At 37.7% G+C, this 18,196-nt stretch carries 21 protein-coding genes; 10 read left to right on the forward strand and 11 right to left on the reverse strand.

Going from position 1 to position 18,196, the window contains the following annotated elements:
• Window positions 1–330, reverse strand: a complete 330-nt coding sequence (locus tag PTUN_RS05585) for an SUI1 family translation initiation factor (RefSeq protein WP_009838730.1) — start codon at window positions 328–330, stop codon at window positions 1–3.
• Between the two features lie 251 nt (window positions 331–581).
• On the opposite strand from PTUN_RS05585, the gene PTUN_RS05590 reads away from it, so the two are divergent.
• The 4 genes from PTUN_RS05590 to PTUN_RS05605 all read left to right on the forward strand — a co-directional run bounded on the left by PTUN_RS05590 (window position 582) and on the right by PTUN_RS05605 (window position 4,589).
• Window positions 582–887, forward strand: a complete 306-nt coding sequence (locus PTUN_RS05590) for an STAS domain-containing protein (RefSeq protein ID WP_009838731.1) — start codon at window positions 582–584, stop codon at window positions 885–887.
• Window positions 888–889: 2 nt separating this feature from the next.
• Window positions 890–2,545, forward strand: a complete 1,656-nt coding sequence (locus PTUN_RS05595) for a fused response regulator/phosphatase (RefSeq protein ID WP_009838732.1) — start codon at window positions 890–892, stop codon at window positions 2,543–2,545.
• Between the two features lie 75 nt (window positions 2,546–2,620).
• Entirely contained in the window at window positions 2,621–3,292 is a 672-nt protein-coding gene (locus tag PTUN_RS05600) for a GAF domain-containing protein (protein ID WP_009838733.1), read from the forward strand.
• Between the two features lie 106 nt (window positions 3,293–3,398).
• Window positions 3,399–4,589 carry an amino acid aminotransferase gene (locus tag PTUN_RS05605; RefSeq protein ID WP_009838734.1) on the forward strand — a complete coding sequence of 397 codons (1,191 nt, stop codon included), beginning with the start codon at window positions 3,399–3,401 and terminating at the stop codon, window positions 4,587–4,589.
• Between the two features lie 32 nt (window positions 4,590–4,621).
• Here the strand turns inward: PTUN_RS05605 and PTUN_RS05610 are convergent, their stop codons facing one another.
• Window positions 4,622–4,942, reverse strand: coding sequence for a YebG family protein (locus tag PTUN_RS05610; RefSeq protein WP_040643942.1), 321 nt, complete (start codon window positions 4,940–4,942; stop codon window positions 4,622–4,624).
• Window positions 4,943–5,156: 214 nt separating this feature from the next.
• On the opposite strand from PTUN_RS05610, the gene PTUN_RS05615 reads away from it, so the two are divergent.
• Window positions 5,157–5,462: a ComEA family DNA-binding protein gene (locus PTUN_RS05615; protein ID WP_009838736.1), complete on the forward strand. Its 306-nt coding sequence runs from the start codon at window positions 5,157–5,159 to the stop codon at window positions 5,460–5,462.
• A gap of 26 nt (window positions 5,463–5,488) precedes the next feature.
• On the opposite strand, the gene PTUN_RS05620 is transcribed toward PTUN_RS05615, so the two are convergent.
• From PTUN_RS05620 to nhaB, 3 genes are all read right to left on the reverse strand, one after another.
• The gene (locus tag PTUN_RS05620; protein WP_009838737.1) at window positions 5,489–5,800 is read right to left on the reverse strand and encodes a DUF6170 family protein; all 312 of its coding nucleotides are present in this window, start codon (window positions 5,798–5,800) and stop codon (window positions 5,489–5,491) included.
• A gap of 12 nt (window positions 5,801–5,812) precedes the next feature.
• A complete protein-coding gene (gene dsbB / locus PTUN_RS05625; protein ID WP_009838738.1) occupies window positions 5,813–6,328 on the reverse strand; it encodes a disulfide bond formation protein DsbB in 516 nt (171 codons plus the stop codon).
• A gap of 156 nt (window positions 6,329–6,484) precedes the next feature.
• Window positions 6,485–8,068 (reverse strand): sodium/proton antiporter NhaB, encoded by a 1,584-nt coding sequence (gene nhaB / locus PTUN_RS05630; RefSeq protein ID WP_009838739.1) that lies wholly within the window; start codon window positions 8,066–8,068, stop codon window positions 6,485–6,487.
• Window positions 8,069–8,344: 276 nt separating this feature from the next.
• Between nhaB and fadR the strand changes: the two genes are divergently transcribed.
• Window positions 8,345–9,058: a fatty acid metabolism transcriptional regulator FadR gene (gene fadR, locus PTUN_RS05635; RefSeq protein WP_009838740.1), complete on the forward strand. Its 714-nt coding sequence runs from the start codon at window positions 8,345–8,347 to the stop codon at window positions 9,056–9,058.
• A 324-nt stretch (window positions 9,059–9,382) separates the two neighbouring features.
• Window positions 9,383–9,988 (forward strand): peroxiredoxin C, encoded by a 606-nt coding sequence (locus PTUN_RS05640; RefSeq protein ID WP_009838742.1) that lies wholly within the window; start codon window positions 9,383–9,385, stop codon window positions 9,986–9,988.
• A gap of 109 nt (window positions 9,989–10,097) precedes the next feature.
• Here the strand turns inward: PTUN_RS05640 and PTUN_RS05645 are convergent, their stop codons facing one another.
• Together PTUN_RS05645 and smpB are read right to left on the reverse strand one after the other, a co-directional pair.
• Complete coding sequence (locus tag PTUN_RS05645; RefSeq protein WP_232521789.1) at window positions 10,098–12,689, reverse strand: TonB-dependent receptor; 2,592 nt, start codon at window positions 12,687–12,689, stop codon at window positions 10,098–10,100.
• Window positions 12,690–12,945: 256 nt separating this feature from the next.
• Entirely contained in the window at window positions 12,946–13,425 is a 480-nt protein-coding gene (smpB, locus tag PTUN_RS05650) for an SsrA-binding protein SmpB (RefSeq protein WP_009838744.1), read from the reverse strand.
• 118 nt (window positions 13,426–13,543) lie between these two features.
• Between smpB and PTUN_RS05655 the strand changes: the two genes are divergently transcribed.
• Both PTUN_RS05655 and PTUN_RS05660 read left to right on the forward strand, forming a co-directional pair.
• On the forward strand, window positions 13,544–13,984 hold the full coding sequence (locus PTUN_RS05655; RefSeq protein ID WP_009838745.1) for an SRPBCC family protein: 441 nt from the start codon (window positions 13,544–13,546) through the stop codon (window positions 13,982–13,984).
• A complete protein-coding gene (locus PTUN_RS05660) occupies window positions 13,981–14,301 on the forward strand; it encodes an RnfH family protein (RefSeq protein ID WP_009838746.1) in 321 nt (106 codons plus the stop codon). Before PTUN_RS05655 ends, PTUN_RS05660 begins: the two co-directional genes overlap by 4 nt.
• A 43-nt stretch (window positions 14,302–14,344) precedes the next feature.
• Here PTUN_RS05660 and PTUN_RS05665 read toward each other — a convergent pair whose 3' ends face one another.
• Window positions 14,345–14,692 (reverse strand): outer membrane protein assembly factor BamE, encoded by a 348-nt coding sequence (locus tag PTUN_RS05665; RefSeq protein ID WP_009838747.1) that lies wholly within the window; start codon window positions 14,690–14,692, stop codon window positions 14,345–14,347.
• Between the two features lie 71 nt (window positions 14,693–14,763).
• Here PTUN_RS05665 and PTUN_RS05670 point away from each other — a divergent pair, with 71 nt between their 5' ends.
• Window positions 14,764–15,138, forward strand: coding sequence for a GIY-YIG nuclease family protein (locus PTUN_RS05670; RefSeq protein ID WP_269725464.1), 375 nt, complete (start codon window positions 14,764–14,766; stop codon window positions 15,136–15,138).
• Here PTUN_RS05670 and PTUN_RS05675 read toward each other — a convergent pair.
• The 3 genes from PTUN_RS05675 to PTUN_RS05685 all read right to left on the reverse strand — a co-directional run bounded on the left by PTUN_RS05675 (window position 15,089) and on the right by PTUN_RS05685 (window position 18,189).
• Window positions 15,089–16,003: a M28 family peptidase gene (locus PTUN_RS05675; RefSeq protein ID WP_009838749.1), complete on the reverse strand. Its 915-nt coding sequence runs from the start codon at window positions 16,001–16,003 to the stop codon at window positions 15,089–15,091. The genes PTUN_RS05670 and PTUN_RS05675 overlap by 50 nt on opposite strands.
• Window positions 16,000–17,175: a tetratricopeptide repeat protein gene (locus tag PTUN_RS05680; RefSeq protein ID WP_009838750.1), complete on the reverse strand. Its 1,176-nt coding sequence runs from the start codon at window positions 17,173–17,175 to the stop codon at window positions 16,000–16,002. The genes PTUN_RS05675 and PTUN_RS05680 overlap by 4 nt, the downstream gene beginning before the upstream one ends.
• Before the next feature lie 111 nt (window positions 17,176–17,286).
• Window positions 17,287–18,189 (reverse strand): Dyp-type peroxidase, encoded by a 903-nt coding sequence (locus PTUN_RS05685; protein WP_009838751.1) that lies wholly within the window; start codon window positions 18,187–18,189, stop codon window positions 17,287–17,289.
• Window positions 18,190–18,196: the final 7 nt, after the last annotated feature.

Raw genomic sequence — 18,196 nt, forward strand, 5'->3', positions numbered from 1 at the left:
TTAGCCTCCAGCTAATTTAATTTTAAAGCCAATTTGTTCTAATAACCCTTTTAATTTCTCGCGGTCATCGCCTTGTATTTCAATGATATTATCTTTTAATGCGCCACCTTGACCCATTTTAGTTTTTAATGATTTAGAAATACTTTTTAAGTCATGTTCTTCGGGGTTTATTCCTACAATCAACATCACACCTTTGCCTTTACGGCCTTTAGTTTGACGTTCGATACGGATGAATCCATCACTATATAGTTTGACTGGACTGGTTTTTTTTTCTTGTTCTGGTGTTATTCGCCCGCTGTCGGTTGAATACACTAAGTGTGAGTCACTCATAATTACTACCTTATAGTCCCAGAAGTTTACTGGAAATAAAAATTACTACTTCGATATTAATCCCTTAGTGCCATTGGTGCAATGCTCTTGTCTTTTGAGATTAAAAAGGAACAGTGAATCAAAATAATTTTGCGGTATTAATATTAATTTCTCAATTCGTATTGATAAATTTCCTATATAGAGCTTTAGTTAAGTGAGCAATTTTGTTCGAGAGTTGTGCAATAGATCGCATAAAAATTAAGGAGATATGGATGAGCTTAAATAAAAGTTTATCACCCGATGGCAAGTTATTTACTATTCAGATTAAAGGGAAATTTGATTTTAATTTAGTTCAAGCTTTTCGTACTGCATATTCTGAAGTTGGTAATGAAACTCCAAAAGTGGTGGTTGATTTGCGCGAAACAGATTACATGGACAGCTCAGCTCTGGGCATGTTGTTAAATATGAAAAAATTTCTAGGCGAATCAGTAACATCTATTCAGATAGCTAATTGTCGACCACAAATTAAAAAAATTCTGCAAATATCACGATTTGATAAAAAGTTCGATATTGATTGAATATGCGTATTCTCGTCGTAGACGATCAGCAGCTCAATAGAACCTTATTAACCTTTATGCTAAAAGCAGAAGGTTATGAGGTTGAAAGTGTTGAAAATGGTCAGTTAGCGCTAGATATAATCCCTGATTATCAACCGGATATTATTCTACTTGATGTGTTGATGCCTGTACTTAATGGCTATGAAGTCGCACCAAAAATAAAAGAAATGTCTCAGGACGTTTATTTACCTATTATTTTTATTACCGCACTTGATGATCAAAATAGTTTACAACGTTGCCTTGAAGTTGGAGGCGATGACTTCTTAAGTAAGCCTTTTGATAAGGTGATTCTCTCGGCTAAAATTAAAGCACATAGCCGTACTCGCGAACTCAGTAAAAAGGCTTATCAGCAAAATCAATTATTAGAATATCATCAAAATGAAACGGAACGAGAACACGAGATAGTTGAGCATATTTTTGCAAACGCGTTACAAGAGCGTTTAGTTGTTCCTGATTTAATCGAATATCACATGTCACCTGCTTCGATGTTTAATGGTGATATGTTTTTAGTAGCCCCAAGTCCCGTTGGCGGTATTTATGTCTTATTAGGTGATTTTACTGGTCATGGGCTTGCTGCTGCAATTGGTGCATTACCCACTTCTAAAGTTTTCTATTCAATGGCACATAAAGGTCTATCTGTTGGTGATATAGCCGCAGAGCTAAACAGTGTATTGACTCAACTATTACCTGAACATATGTTTTGTGCTGCAACAATTATTGAGCTTAGTAGCAGTGGGCGCAGCTTTTCAGCATGGCTTGGTGGTTTGCCTGATAGTTATGTCCTCGCGGCTGATGGTTCGGTAAAAAGAACACTCGAATCACAACATATGGCACTGGGTATTTTAGATGATCATGAATTTGAGCGCGATATCGTACATTTTGAAGTTGATAATTCTGATAGAATATTAGTATTTACTGATGGCATCATTGAAGCTGCAGATAAAAATGATGAGTACTTTGGTGAAGAGCGCTTGCTTGCTGTGATTGCTAGCTCGTCAGATGCAGGCATTAACGATTTAGTTTCTGCTGTCAAAGAGTTTAGTGGCGACATTGCACAGCAAGATGATCTTAGCTTAGTGCTATTAAGCTGTCGTCCTAGTCCATTAACCAAACAATCTCAGCGAGTTTATTGCGATGTACCGATGCATTTTTCGCTACAACTGGATGCTGAGTTATTACGTAGTACTGATCCAGTTTTACAGTTAGTTAATTTAGTTTCTGGGATTGAAGGCGCTTCGGAACATCGTTCAAATTTATTTTTGCTTTTATCTGAGGCTTTTAATAATGCGTTAGATCATGGCGTTTTGAAACTTGACTCGAAAATCAAAGATCAAGATGATGGTTTTTGTTTATTTTACGAACAACGATTAAACCTGCTCAATAATTTATCAGAGGGGGAAATTATTATTAGAGTAAACTACGACCCTTCAACTCGCAGCATTACTTTTTCAGTTAAAGATTCAGGTGATGGTTTTTTAGTACACCCTAGTAAATCTACTAAAGAGGGTGATGATGAACATGGTCGTGGAGTTAACTTAATTGCTGAAATTGCAAGTTCGGTAGAATATAACGAAGTAGGAAATGAAATAACAATTATTTATTGTTTAGACAATAATTAACCTTATCTGTTACTACATTTCGTAATTAGGTCATGGTAGTATCAAACAATATTTTTTAGATGTATTGACGGCTAAATGACAGCTTCTTATTTAGATATTGCACAAATTAATTGTGATCCTACTGCTGTTGCAGAACATAAACAAAAGTTACTTTCCCACTTACAAGCTAATAGTAAAAAAACGGATGTTATTTGGCAGTATTTTGTGCCTGAATTAGGCGAAGGTGGTAGTTGTAGTTTATTTGGACAATTACAAGATAAGCCTTTTGTGCTTAGTAACTTGATTGATGCGACTAATCCTGAAAATAGTTTGGCACTCGCTAAATTACAATCAATTGTGAACTATATTGTTGCGACAACAAAAGTTGATTGGTTTGGTATTTATCAAAAACGTTTAATAAACCAAGAACATGAATTGGTTAAACTTGCTTATTTTGGTGAGCCCAGTCGTGCGACATTCCCACTTACATCTCAATTTTCAGCAATCAGTAATAATGTTCAAGTTGGCTTATCCAGAATAGGTCGCATAATAAATGATATTCCACAGTATTTGGTGCAAGGTGGTGAATATTATACTTGTGATCCTAAAGTACAATCAGAAGCATGCTTACCTATCTTAACTGAAACAGGTGAGTTGCTCGGTATTATTGATGCTGAAGCATTTAGCTTAGATTTTTTTGATCAAAACACATTAGCATTACTAGTTGCTGCTTGTTTAGTTATCACTGAGTGTTTACCAGCAAGTTAAATCGAGTTTTTAATATAAGTATATATACGATGCAAGGCTATCTTATTTTATAATTCCATCAGATAAGTTAGCGTTTTATTAACCCCGAATAAAAGAGATAAGTTCAATGTTTTCTATTTTGAAACCGTTACCAACAGACCCGATATTAGGCTTAATGGCAGCCTACCGCCAAGATACAAATCCAAATAAAATTGATTTAGGTGTCGGTGTTTTTAAAGATGAATCAGGCCACACACCAGTACTTAAATCTGTAAAGAAAGCCGAAGCTTTTCGTTTAGAGAATGAAACATCTAAATCTTATATTGGTTTAGCGGGTGATTTAGGTTTCTGTAACAAAATGGAAATTCAATTATTAGGAGAGCATAAAGCACTGCTTGCGAATCGTGTTCGAACAGCACAAACACCTGGTGGTACAGGTGCTTTACGAGTTGCGGCTGAATTTATTGTGCGCTGCAATCCAAATGCAACGGTATGGGTAACAACACCAACTTGGGCAAACCATATCAGCTTATTCGAAGCAGCTGGTCTAACAGTTAAAGAATACCCATATTATGATTATGAAAATAAAGGGTTATTATTTGATGAAATGATCACAGCATTAAAACAAGTACCAAAAGGTGATGTTGTTTTATTACATGCATGTTGTCATAACCCAAGTGGTATGGATTTAAACATTGAGCAATGGAAAATAGTTGCAGAACTGGCAGTTGAAGTTGGTTTTACGCCATTAGTAGATATTGCATATCAAGGGTTTGGCACTGGGCTTGATGATGATGCCGCTGGTTTACGCTTACTAGCTGAGTATGTAGATGAGTTAATTATTTGTTCTTCATGTTCAAAAAACTTTGGTTTATATCGTGAGCGTATTGGTGCATGTTCTATTGTATCTTCTGATGCAAAGGTTGCTGATGTGGCTAACTCAGTTTTATTAAGTGTTGTCCGTAGTATTTATTCGATGCCGCCAGCACACGGTGCCGCAATTGTTGATACCATCCTAGGCAGTACAGAGTTGACTGCGCTTTGGCATCAAGAGCTAGCTGAAATGCGTGACCGTATTAATGGCCTTCGTACTTTAATCGTTGATTCTTTGAATGCTCAAGGGATTGATCAAGATTTCTCTTTTATTAAACACCAATTTGGCATGTTCTCATTTTTGGGCATTAACAAAGAGCAAATTGATCGTTTACAAAAAGAATATGGTATTTATATGGTTGGTTCTAGCCGTGTAAATGTTGCAGGTGTTAGCCATGCTAATATTGATTATTTTTCAAAAGCGGTTGCTTCGGTATTAAAATAATCATTAAAAAAGCGGGTTATTAACCCGCTTTTTTAGCTTACTTTTTTAATTTTTGCTACATTATCAGATTCATCACCTGCTGTTTTCTTATTATCGTTTTTAGCTGGCTTCTCATCATTTATTTTTAAAGTACCTTTTAGTGCATTGATAATATTGTCTTTATCTTTAGCCATTTCTAATGCTAAGGATTCAACTTGTTGCTCACTAAGTGGTACATTAATCGTTGATAAAATCGCTTCAAGTGACTCGGCTATATCTAACATTTTGTCATAAGCATCGGCATCTTTTTTACTGGTAAAAGTCATGCGTTCAACTCCATTTCTTTCTACAACATATTTTATTATAACGGCCATAAATTTCTCCTAAGAGTCACTGTTTTTATATACAGTAATCTCTTTTATCATTACTTTCAAGTTAGAACTGTTAATAAATTAGATTTTTTGATTTTTGCTGTATGTGCAATGCTGATAGTTTTTGACATTTTTACTCCTTTGATCTTTATTTTAAATGTTAGCAACCGAGCTAATATAACGTTAGTCCAAGATGGACATCATGGAGGAAAGAACAATGAAGTTTATAACATTAATAAGTTTTGTATTGAGTTTATTATTAACATTACCAGCAATGACTTTTGCCAATGAACCTGCCCAACCAGAAAATATGCCAGTTAAGATGGTGTCAGACCTTATCAATATTAATACTGCAGATCTGAAAACATTACAGTCACTTCCAGGCCTTGGAAAGACTAAAGCAGCTGCAATTATTGCTTATAGAGAGCAATTTGGTGAATTTGCTTCTTTAGCTGATTTAAAAAATGTAAAAGGGATTGGCGATAAGGTGATTGCTAAACTGGATGGCAAAATAAGTTTTTAACAAAAGGGGCTTTTTCAGCCCCTTTTTTAGAGGGATGATTTATTTTTAAAATAATCGTCCTTTGCTTTTTCTACGTTGTTTCGAATAAAGTGGTAACTTAAAGGATTGGTGATCAGTGGATAACTTAGCCCAACACCAATTAAATAGAGCAAAACGTACCAACTATCAACAGAGGCGAGCACTAAAAATAACGGCGTGATTATTAAAAGTTTTAGTATATTTAGAATTGTTTTTTGCGGTGTTGATAAATAACTCAAAGCAATCTTAATGATATCTGCTCTTTGGGTAAATTTAAGCCCCTGTAAAGTTGGAATATTTCGAGAAGTAAAATAAATCATTATTAGGGCTCTCTATAGTGATTTGGTTTTGATTAATCTAATAACAATGATACCGACTAACAAACAGCTATAAGCAGCAAAAATAATCTGCATCCAAGCCGGCATACTTAAGCCTACAAAAGACCAGCTAATTTCACCACAGTCACCCGTTGCGGCAAAAAATGCAGGAAACCATTCATGCAGCGGCATAAAACTTGGAAAGTTTGGTACGATTTCACAACTAAATGCAAACGGATCAGTATTCGTTTGCATGGCAATGTGTTCGTTAGCAATTTGCCATCCCCAAAATGATGAAATTCCCCAACTGAGATAGCCAAATAATCTTAATACAAGATTTGATGGATTTATTACGGTCACTAGAGTTAGAGTTAGTCCAAGTACAGCACACCGCTGGTAAATACACATAATACAAGGTGCAAGATTAAGCGCGTACTGAAAAAATAATGCACAGATCTCAAGTAAAACAGCACTTAAGCCAAGTGATAACCAAGCTAATCGAGACATTGGAAGGTTTGCTAAAAAATTCATTTAAATCCTTATATAAAAGCGCTAATTTAACGATAATTAGTATCAATTAAGCAGATGCGCAGTGTGATTAATACTTTAGGGAAAGTATATGAACAGTCGTATTTTGAGAGTATAAAAAAACCGTGCTAAAAAGCACGGTTTTTTTATTGAGTTAGATTAATGTCCTGTAGTAACACCCGATACTGTGGTCACTACATGATGCTCAATCAGATGCCAGTGATATAAAATGTTGGTCCAATCAGCCAAGCTTTGATAGGTGAAAAATAAACCAACAAGCGTAAGTACAATTGTATAAGGTAGGGCCATATAAACCATGCGCCCATAGGATAGGCGAAGTACTGGTGCTAATGTTGAAGTTAATAAAAATAAGAATGCCGCTTGCCCATTAGGCGTTGCGATACTTGGTAAGTTTGTTCCTGTATTAATTGCTACAGCGAGTAAATCAAATTGATCACGAGTAATTTGACCCGATTGCCACGCTGCTGCAACTTCATTGATATACACCGTACCAACAAATACATTATCGCTGACCATAGACAATATCCCGTTTGCCATAAAGAACATGACTAGCTGCATATTTCCTTCAAAAGTCAGTACCCAAGTGATCACCGGAGTAAATAAATGTTGATCAATAATTACCGCAACTATTGAAAAGAAGACACAAAGTAATGCTGTAAATGGTAAGGCTTCTTCAAATGCTTTACCGATGCGATGCTCTTCAATGATACCTGCTGAAGCGGTAGTAAAGATGATAATGGTAAGACCAATCAGCCCCACAGCTGCAAAATGTCCAGCTAAAGCGATTACAAGCCAAACAGCAATAAAGCCTTGAACAATTAAGTTAACGCTTTCTCTTTTTGAGCGTTTACTGTCTTGGTGGGTATCAAAATCAACAAGGATTTGACGAACCGTTTGAGGAAGCTTTGCTCCATAACCAAAAGTTTTGGTTTTCTCCAAAAAAAACGTAGTGAGTAAGCCTGATAAAACAACAGGAACAGTAATCGGTGCCATTCGAAGTAAGAATTCGCCAAAGTCCCAACCTGCACGTTCTGCGATAATGAGGTTTTGTGGCTCACCTACCATAGTACATACTCCACCTAGTGCAGTACCGATTGATGCATGCATTAGCAAGTTTCTCAAGAAAGCTCGAAACTCTTCAAGTTCTTCACGTTTTAAAATCGCGACTTGTTCATCATCATTTACATCGTGATTTGAAGCATAATCTTTACCTGATGCCACTTTATGATAAATGCTGTAAAAACCCATAGCGACAGAAATTATAACGGCCATAACGGTTAGCGCATCTAAAAATGCAGATAAAAAAGCGGCCGCTAAAGCAAAAGCGAGAGATAAGTACGTTTTACTCTTTAGCCGAATAACTAACTTAGTAAAGATAAATAGCAGCAAATCTTTCATGAAATAAATACCAGCAATCATGAAAATAAGCAGTAAAATAACATCAAGATTTTGAGCTATCTCATGTTCCACTTGACCAGCACTTGTCATACCCATCATCACAGCTTCAATAGCCAGCAAACCACCAGGTTGCAATGGATAACATTTTAATGCCATAGCAAGCGTAAAAATAAACTCTAAAACAAGAGCCCACCCAGCTAGATAAGGGCTGAAAGAGTAAATAACAGGATTGATAGCAAGAAATGCAATAATAGTTAGTTTGTACCAATTTGGCGCATTACCGAGAAAGTTTTTGGCCAGAGCTGTAAAAACTGTTTGCTGCATATGCGTTCCTTTTTGTTTAACGAATTTATTATTCGGAATGATATTTAACTTAATCTAGCCAATAGAATGTGTAAACTAAAATTATCTTAAATGAATTAAGGAGGTCAGAATTTCGTTAAAATCTATTAATTTATAGTTCAAAACTGGGACATGTTCCTGCTTTTATTAAAAATTTTTATCCTTTTAGATCTTTAATACATTTTCTTGTTAGTTGCGCATCATCTGGTACAATCAGTCTTTGATGAAGTAAAGTGTAACTATTAAAGTGGAATTTTAATGAGAATTTTCAAAGCGAAAAGCCCCGCTGGATTTGCAGAAGAATATATAGTGGAATCGATTTGGAATGGTGAGTTCCCTCCTGGTTCAATTCTACCTGCTGAGCGTGAGCTTTCTGAGCTAATTGGCGTCACTCGTACCACTTTAAGAGAAGTATTACAGCGCCTAGCACGCGATGGTTGGCTTACTATTCAACATGGTAAACCAACGCGAGTTAATGATTTTTGGGAAACGTCTGGCTTAAATATTTTAGAAACTCTAGCTCGTCTTGATGAAGATAAAATGCCTGATTTAATTGATCAGTTGCTTTCTGCAAGGACTAACATCAGTGCAATATATACTCGTGCAGCGATAAAAAATAACCCAGAAAAAGTAATTGAGATTTTACAGCGCAGCGAAACAATCGAAGATACTCCACAAGCATTGGCTGAATACGATTACCGAATGCATCATGAGCTTGCTTCAGCATGTGGCAATCCAATTTATGTATTAACGTTAAACGGTTTTAGAGGTTTGTATTCTAAAATTGCGCAACATTATTTTTCAGACTCGCGAACACGTGAATTAGCGCGTCAATTTTACCGCGATCTGATGGTGCTAGCTCAAACAAACAAGTTTGATGAAGCTGTTTACTTAATGCGTAAATATGGTTTAAATTCAGGCCAAATTTGGCATGAGTTACGAAACTCAATTCCTGAAAATATTATGGATTAACTATACTCGTTTTAGTTGATTGAAAAACGCCCTCTTCGAGGGTGTTTTAGTTTTTGGTTCTATTTTTTCAATCAAACCCATCGTAAAAACTGATTATCTTTTTTTCAGCTATCTCTGTAGCATCTTGCAAGAGTTTTTTTTAGCTGCACTTAATCAACAAAAACAAGTTAAATCTAAAGTTTGAATTATTGTTGATGATTTTTATGTCATAAAAGACATTTATCATTGAAATTGGCTTGGGTTTTGATTTTTTGCCACTATATTAAACTCAGCGGGGGAAATCCCCAATTTGGATATAATCATTTCAATTTATTGGAGAATACAATGGGTGTATTAGTTGGCCGTCAGGCTCCTGATTTTACAGCTGCAGCAGTACTTGGTAACGGTGAAATTGTTGATAGCTACAATCTTCACGAAACAATTAAAGGTAAAAAAGCAGTTATTTTCTTTTACCCGTTAGATTTTACATTTGTTTGTCCATCAGAGTTAATTGCTTTTGATAAGCGTTTTGAAGAATTCCAAAAACGTGGTGTTGAAGTAATTGGTGTTTCAATTGATTCACAATTCTCACACAACGCATGGCGCAATACACCGGTTAACCAAGGTGGTATTGGTCCGGTTAAATATGCATTAGTAGCAGATGTTAAACACGAAATCTGTCAAGCATACGATGTTGAGCATCCAGAAGCCGGTGTAGCTTTCCGTGGTTCATTCCTTATCGATGAAGCGGGTAACGTGCGTCACCAAGTAGTGAATGATTTACCACTAGGGCGTAACATTGACGAAATGCTTCGCATGGTTGATGCATTAGCATTCCACAGTGAGCATGGTGAAGTGTGTCCAGCAGGTTGGACAGAAGGTAAAAAAGGTATGGATGCAAGCCCTGAAGGTGTTGCAGCGTACTTATCTCAAAACGAAGGCGACCTATAATTTTTTAGGTTTACCTCGGTGAGAAAAACCGCCATATGGCGGTTTTTTTATGCTCATTTTTCGACGTGTATCGCTCATACGCTGTGTTAGTAGCGTACGAACTTTACGACTAATTGAAGCGGTAAGTTATTTTAGTATAAAAATAACGGCCTCGAGGATTATGCACTTGAGATGCGTAACCATATAAGTCACCATCACCATCACCAATTGCAAATGGTGGCTCTTCATCTAATAAGTTATTGATACCAAATGATACTTTAGTTGAATCAGAAACATTATAAGCTGTTTGTAAATCAACTAACGCTTGTGATTTTACTTTGCGCGATGTATTTGAATCAAAGTCTAATGTGCCATCAAAATCAATATCAGGTGTATCTTCAAACTCACCAACAAAACTCACATTTAAATTAGTATTAAAGTTACCCATTTCCCAATTGGTAGAAAAAATCCAACGATGCTCAGGGAAATTATATTCACCTAAATAGTCACGGCCATCTTTCTCAAATTTGCTTTGATAAGCCCATTCAAGGTTAAACTTCAGTAAACCATATTCTTCTAGCGAATAGTTATAGTTGGCTGACACATCGATACCAGCCACTTCTTGTGAAGAAATATTTTCAAAGGAGCTGTGAATTTTTTTGATTACACCCAAGCTTTGACCTGGCGGTGCTGGTAAGCGAACACACACTGTACTGCTTTGATTATTACACTCTGCATCATAAACCGGGCCAAAGGCTTGCTCTGCAATCTTGTTATCTTGAGTGATGCTCCAAATATCAATGCCAAAACCAAATTCAGCGATTGGTGCCCAGATAAAACCAACATTCCAAGATTCTGACTCTTCAGGTTTTAAGTCTTGATTGCCGGCAAAGCGAATAACGTAATCTAATTTTCCACAATCTTGGCCTGTTGCAGCGCAGCGATAAGTATCAGTAAAAAATAGATTTTTTTCAGATGGGCCTAAACCAATTTGTGCTAATGATGGCGCTCTAAAGCCTTGTGCCCAAGATGCACGTACAGTCACTGTATCATCTGGTGCCCAGCGGAATGCAACCTTAGGATTAGTCGTGGTGCCAAAGTCACTGTAGTCATCATAACGACCAGCAAGTTGTAACTCTAGATTTTCAGCTAATGGAATTGAGAATTCAACATAGGCGGCAAATTGGTCTCGTGACGCTTGGGCTGATACAGATTCAGTACCAAAAATCAAACCGCGTTGGAATTGATCATCTGGTATATCGTTGACATCTTCTTCACGGTATTCGACACCTGCAGCCATCATCACAGACTCAGAGCCAAACTTGAACGCTTCGCCTGAAATATTGGCGTCAAATGATGTCATGTGAGATTCGCCGCGACGTACTAAGCTGGTTGTGATCCGATCAATCACTGCAGGGTCATTATAAACACCACCAAATGGGCTGTAATTACCCGCATTGATTTCTTGTTGTAAGAAATCAGTTCTTACCCAGCCTTGATCTCGGCCACCTGTTTGAAGTGATTGACTACGGCCTTTTTGTACCGCTGTTTCCCAAGCCCAATCGTTAAGTTCACCTTTTAAACCGGCAACAAAACGCAGTGAATCAGAAGCGATATCCCAGCGACGTGCGCCAGCATCTACAGTTCGAAAGCGACCAATTTCAATGTCTTTGTTCCAGATATTATCAGGATGGTTTGCAGGTACTGTTAAGCCTGCATCTTCATCAAGCGGCGTTGGGGCTCCACCTGCTTCAGAGGTATTATGCTGCACAGCGATTTCCATAAAGCCTGTGATATTGTTATCAAAACGGTATTCAAACTGTGATATCGCACCAATACGTTCTGATGCCGGAGCAACAAAGCCATAAGGGCCATAATCAAATAAACAACTGCCATTGTCAGCCGCTCTGTCAGAAGGGCAGCTAGGATCAATGGTTTTAACGCCATCAACTCTAAAATAACCAGGGAAACCGCGAGATGAGCGGAAATCTTCACCACCATATGGTCTCTGATCTGCAGTGCCTAAACGGCCCATTTCATTTGAGTTTAAACGGGTGTTTTTGTAGTAATCAAGAATGATTGACGCACTACTTTTTGCGCTAACCGTACCCCAAACTAGGCTGCCTGATGTTTCTTCATAACTTGGGCCTTGTGCGCTACCGTAACCTAAATTAACTTCAATACCTTCAATATCTTTTTTCATGATGATATTGACTACGCCGGCAACCGCATCAGAGCCGTAAATGGCTGATGCACCATCTTTTAAAATGTCGATACGTTCAATAGCAGAAACAGGAATACTATTGATATCAACAAATGAGTTGGTAATGCTTTCAGCAAATGCACTAATAGCAACACGGCGCCCGTTAATAAGAACTAAAGTTGCATCAGCTCCTAAACCACGTAAACTAACTGCTGCTGCGCCATTTGCCGTAGAATCTTGGCTATTTCCACGTGTAGAAAATGTGCCATTACCTGCTACAGGCATACGCTCTAATAATTGTTGAAGATTGTCATAACCCATATTAGCAATATCGTCTTTGCTAATAGATTGAACTGGTGAAGGGCCTTCCATATCAGTACGTTTAATACGAGAGCCAGTCACTTCGATACGTTCTACATCAGCGCCATCTTGGGCAAATGTTGGGGTTGATAGTGTAAATCCAGTTGTTGCGAGCGCACAAAATACAGCACTGAGCTTACGCGGTGTTGATATTTTCATCTTAAAATCCTTGTTGTCATATTGTTTTTATCTTTTCATGATTAAAGTAAACTCATGACGAACGTTCCGTTCATATATACAAATATCATTTTAACAAGTTATAAACAATTGTTATTGCAAGGTTATACCACAAAGTCGTAGGGTTAAATTGTAAGAAAAAATCAATGAATTAGTCTAAATATAAGCGGTTTAAGGAGGGGGAGTTATAACAGAAAATGTACCTAAATTAGAGTGTTAAAAATAAAAACAGCGAGAATTATCTCGCTGAATGTTTCATAGTGCGCTCTTTCTCTCGCGCCCAATCTTTTTCTTTACCGTCTTCACGTTTATCGTGAAGTTTCTTACCTTTAGCAAGGTGGAACTCTAGTTTTACCCAGCATTGTTTCCAATACATTGCAGTTGCAACCAGCGTAAAACCGTCCCGTTCTGTTGAACCAACTAATCGGTCAATTTCACGTTTTTTAAGTAACAACTTACGATAGCGATAAGGATCACAAATAACATGAGTTGAAGCGCTGTTAAGAGGTTGTATTTGACTACCCAATAAAAAGGCTTCACCATTTTTTAAGTGAATGTAGGTATCAGAAATATTCACTTTCCCAGCTCGGATGCTTTTCACTTCCCAACCTTGAAGTTCAAGGCCAGCTTCGAATTTGTCACCTAAGGAGTACTCGTGTCGCGCTTTTTTATTCAGCGCTATGGTATTGCTACCTGGTTTTGATTTTTTATTTGCCATAGTGGGCAATATTATACGTGAAGATTTTTTATTTACATCCATTTTTTAAGAGGATAGAGAACGTATTTAGTTTATGAGCAAACCTTGTTAGAATCGCATCTCCCGAAATGGAGATGTTATGCCTCAAATTAGTAGACATGCGCTGGTGATGTACAGTGCAAAAGAAATGTATGATTTAGTAAATGATGTTGCGGCATATCCTGAATTTTTGCCACATTGTTCAAATTCGAAAATAGTGTCTAATTCGCAAAGTGAAATGACAGCAGCGCTTGAAATATCAAAAGCGGGGCTAAAAAAGTGGTTTACGACAAAAAACACCTTAATTGAAGGCCAAGCAGTGCAAATGCAACTACTAGATGGCCCATTTAAACAGTTAATTGGCGGGTGGCAATTTAAAGAACTTGATGATCACGCTTGTAAAGTCTCACTTGAACTTGAATTTGAATTTACCAATCGGCTGGTTGAACTTGCATTTGGTAAAATATTCAATGAAGTGGCAAACAGTATGATCACCGCTTTCACCCAGCGTGCAAAGCAAGTATATGGGCCAAGAACATGATTAATATTGAAATTGTATTTGCTTTGCCGGACTCTGCAACCAGTTTAAAATTACAAGTCGCAGAGCATACAACCGTTGAAGAGGTTATTTCAGGGTCAGGTATTTTAGAAAAATGCCCAGAAATAGATGCAGACAATCTTTCGGTTGGCATTTGGAACCGCACATGTAAATTACATCAACAATTACAAGACGGCGACCGAATTGAGATTTATCGCCCACTGATTGCAGATCCGAAAGATGCAAGGCGCCGACGGGCAGAAAAAGCCAAAGAAGAAGGGCGGGCTAATAAAATAACTGGTGGAAAACCACTTAAATAAAAAAAGCAGCTGAAGCTGCTTTTTTTATTTACGCTAAACGGTATTAACCTTCAAGCGGAATATTAAAATCTTTCGGTTGCTCGTAGTCACCGCTAATGCTAACTAACTTGTTATCAACAAAGTGTAGCTGAAGTGCTTTTCTAAGCTCGCTGTCGCGACCGTGATTGAGCAAATAAATATAATGCCAAGTTGCATTATTAAATGCATCTTCGGCAACAGGTTTACCAAGGACATAAATAACTTGTTCACGAGTCATTTCAACTCTCAATTTATCAATATCTTTTTGTTCTAAAAAGTTACCTTGGGGGATGTTCATACGATAAACCCAATTAGAGCAACCTGATGCTGATATGAGTAACAACGAAACGAATAAATATTTTAACCACTGCATTCTTTATTTTAATCCTTATTGGCTTGCTGGTAGCATGATACCTGTTGCGGGCATTGCGGAAAAGTCTAAATTTGACAGAATCGAATAATAAAAGTTCCCTGATTGTTGAGCTTGATCCTACTTGTGGCATGGCAATTTGGTTTATTTACTTAATTGAAACGCCAATTGGCCATTGGTACACCGGCATAACGACGGATGTTGAACGCCGTTTTAAACAGCATCAATCGGGAAAGGGCGCTAAAAACTTACGTGGAAAAACACCGTTAAAACTGGTTTTCTCTACTCCTGTTGGAACTCGAAGTGAGGCCAGTAAACTCGAAGCAAAAATAAAATCCCTCTCAAAAATAAACAAAAGGCAATGGGTTGCGCAGTTTGCAGCTGTCAATACGCAATTAGTTACTGAGTCAGTAACTGCGGTACCTTTTGTTGATCTAATGCCAAGGTAATGAAACTAATTTGCTCTACCACTGATTGGTAAAATGCCGGGTCTATATTGGCAAAGGTATCATTTTCAGTATGATAATTGGGGTGTATTCCGACCCCAAAATAAACATAAGGCACGTTTGCACGACGAAAAGCATCATGATCACTGGCGCGACGCCAATCTATTTTTTCGTTTTGGCGACGATTTGCTTGGTAATTGCTGGTGATGTACTGAATTTTGCTTGGGCTTTTATTGTTATTAAATTGCTCAATGATCGATTTAGCGGGCGCTAAACGTTTATCGGTGAATGCAAAAACACGCTTATTTCTGCCTTTCACGCTCAGCATATCTAAATTAATATTTAGGATTATGGGAATATTGCTATTTTGCAATAATGAAACGAGCGCTTTAGCGCCATATAACCCATTTTCTTCAGCATCGGTGGCGACAAACAGCCAGTTGTAATTAAGCGGGTATTGTTTGGCTGTTTTTGCTAAAGCAAATAATGCGGCAACGCCAGATGCATTGTCGTCAGCACCATTAAAAATACGCCGCCCCTGATTACCTAAATGGTCGTAATGGGCCGTAATGACAAGGTAGGGAGCATTAGCATGCTTCGCTTTGATTAACCCGACAATATTTTTGCCATTCTTTTGGCTACCAAAGCCACTACTGTAGCTAAATGCTTGCTCAAACCTTGTATCAAATGGCGCTAAGCCCAAATTCTCAAAGCGTGTTTTAATATAGTGTGCTGCTTTTAAATTACCTTCAGAACCCGTTTTTCGCCCAGCCAGTTCATCACTGGCTAAATAGGCTAAGTCTTTTAGCAATTCTTCTGCGATGCAAGGAGTCCCTACGAATACCAATAACAATAAAAGGAGTTTCAATATTGCACCAATGCATTTAAATGAGACAGTTTATTTTGATAACGCTCTAAATCAGCACTAAATTGTGCATTTTTATGGGCCTTTTTTAAATAACGCGTTGCCAATTTTTTATCGCCTAATTCAAAATAGCTTTTAGCTAGGCCAAAATATGACTCATGATTGTTTTTATCTAAGTTGAGCGCATTACGATAATGATTAATTGCTTGACGATATTCACGATGTAAAAAGGCTTCGTTACCAATGGCTAGGTGATAAAAAGGGTTTTCTTTACGTTTCTCAAGCAGTTGTTGCTCTATCGAGCGGGCAAGCATTTCTCGGCCTGTTTGGTTGTACAAGATTGCTAAATTTCCTTTAGCGGTATTGTTATTATCATCGAGTTTAATTGCATGTAAGTAAGCTAGCTCTGCATCATGAGTTAACTGATTTATCTTTAATAAAATACCTAAATTCCCCCAACTACCTGAATAACTCGGTATTAGCTCTATGGCGGCTTTAAAATAGCTAAACGCTAAATCGTACTGTTGATTGATCATCGCCATTGCACCTTTGTTATTATAAAACATAGCTGTGATCACCTCTTTTGAAATGAACTCAGTTTTAAATGGCTGCTGTCTGGTATTAGGATCAAAGTCAATAGTAACGGAATCGGCATAATTATAATAACGGTTAACGCCATTGAGTCGATCAAATGATTCAAAGTCAATTTTAAGATTAACATGTCCGGTCAACATATTAACGCCTTGTTCTAAAGACCAATATTCAGGAATATGTACACGCTGAAATGCGGAGCGTAATTGCAGTTCAGATGCAAGCGCATACGATAAAATCGACAGTGATAAGCAATTGGCATTTTGTTGTGAGAAGGTTTGATTTGCCGTGAGGGTTGAGCCTGAGCGGTAATTGATTTGGTTTTCGGCAGAATTAAATATGAACTGAAGCAATTCTTTGGTTATTAATTTAGCGTCGTTTGAATGAGAGATGCTTTTGTTTAACTTGGTGATAATGGTGTTATCGAGCCTAAAAATTTCAGCTTGGCTTTCGACTGTAAGGACCTTAAAAGAGGGCTGATTAACTAACTCAAAGGGGTGTTGTGGTATGCTTGGCGTTGAGGTTGTTTGGCAACCTGATAACAGTAATACAGTTAGCAAGCTAATGATTAAATGATATTTCATGTTGACCTCGCTTTAGTCACTACTAGCGAGCAATAGTTAAGATTGCTCAAGTCAATCTTAACTATAAAAGTAAAAGGGTTTTTTTTCCGCTTTTAAGTGTTACACCAAATTTCAATCAGTCGATAAGACTGTTTGCAGCAGCTCTTCGCTTGGGGCGAACCAAAAAGAACCTGTTATTGCATCGGAGAAATCAATTAGGCGGTCGCAAAGACCATCATCTGAAAGACCATACATGCTGTTTAAGAGCGTTTGATAGCGCGTTAAATCACAACAAAATGCTAAAAAGTAGAGCCCTTGTTGGTTCGCATTTGCATAAGGCATGCTGCGGCGATACATTTTTTGTGCAATATCGTTCACTTTTAAATCGGTGCGGCTAACATGAGAATCAGCAGGCATGGCATCTCCTTCAAGTTCAATTGAGTCGGCTTTGGTACGGCCAAACGTTTGCTCTTGTTGGTGGGTCGATAACTGATGAAATTTAGCGAGTTTGTGCACCCATTGTTGGCCCATAATAAAGCTGCCATTGTGATGACTGTGATCGTTTGCAAGTAAAGCAGCTTGATGTTGTCCAGCCAATTGTTGTGGGTTGGCTGAGCCATCAACAAAACCAGTTAAATCTCGGTTATCACGGTACTTAAAACCATCACAGGCTAATGCCAGTGTTGCAGTGCCTTCAAGTTGCTGTTGGACAAATAGGAGCGCTTCGATGATAGCATCGTGATTCTGGCTATGAAGCCATATAAAAAGGTCTGTTTGACTTGCTGTTGCCTGATGACCTTTTGGGCTGGTTATTGTATTAAATTGGCTAAATTGTAATGCGGGTTTAATCGGGTCAATCTGTTGCCAAAGAGCGGGGCCAAAGCCTATAACAAGCTCAACATCTGTGACTGTCTTCTTGATAATGGCTAATTTTTTGATAAGGCTATCAACCACTTGATCAGCGGTCAACTTATATTCTAATACGCGAAATTGGCTACTGCTAGCTTCAAAAATACCAGCTTGAGGATGTGTCATAATTGTC

It is taken from the genome of Pseudoalteromonas tunicata (genome assembly GCF_002310815.1).
Taxonomy (GTDB): domain Bacteria; phylum Pseudomonadota; class Gammaproteobacteria; order Enterobacterales; family Alteromonadaceae; genus Pseudoalteromonas; species Pseudoalteromonas tunicata.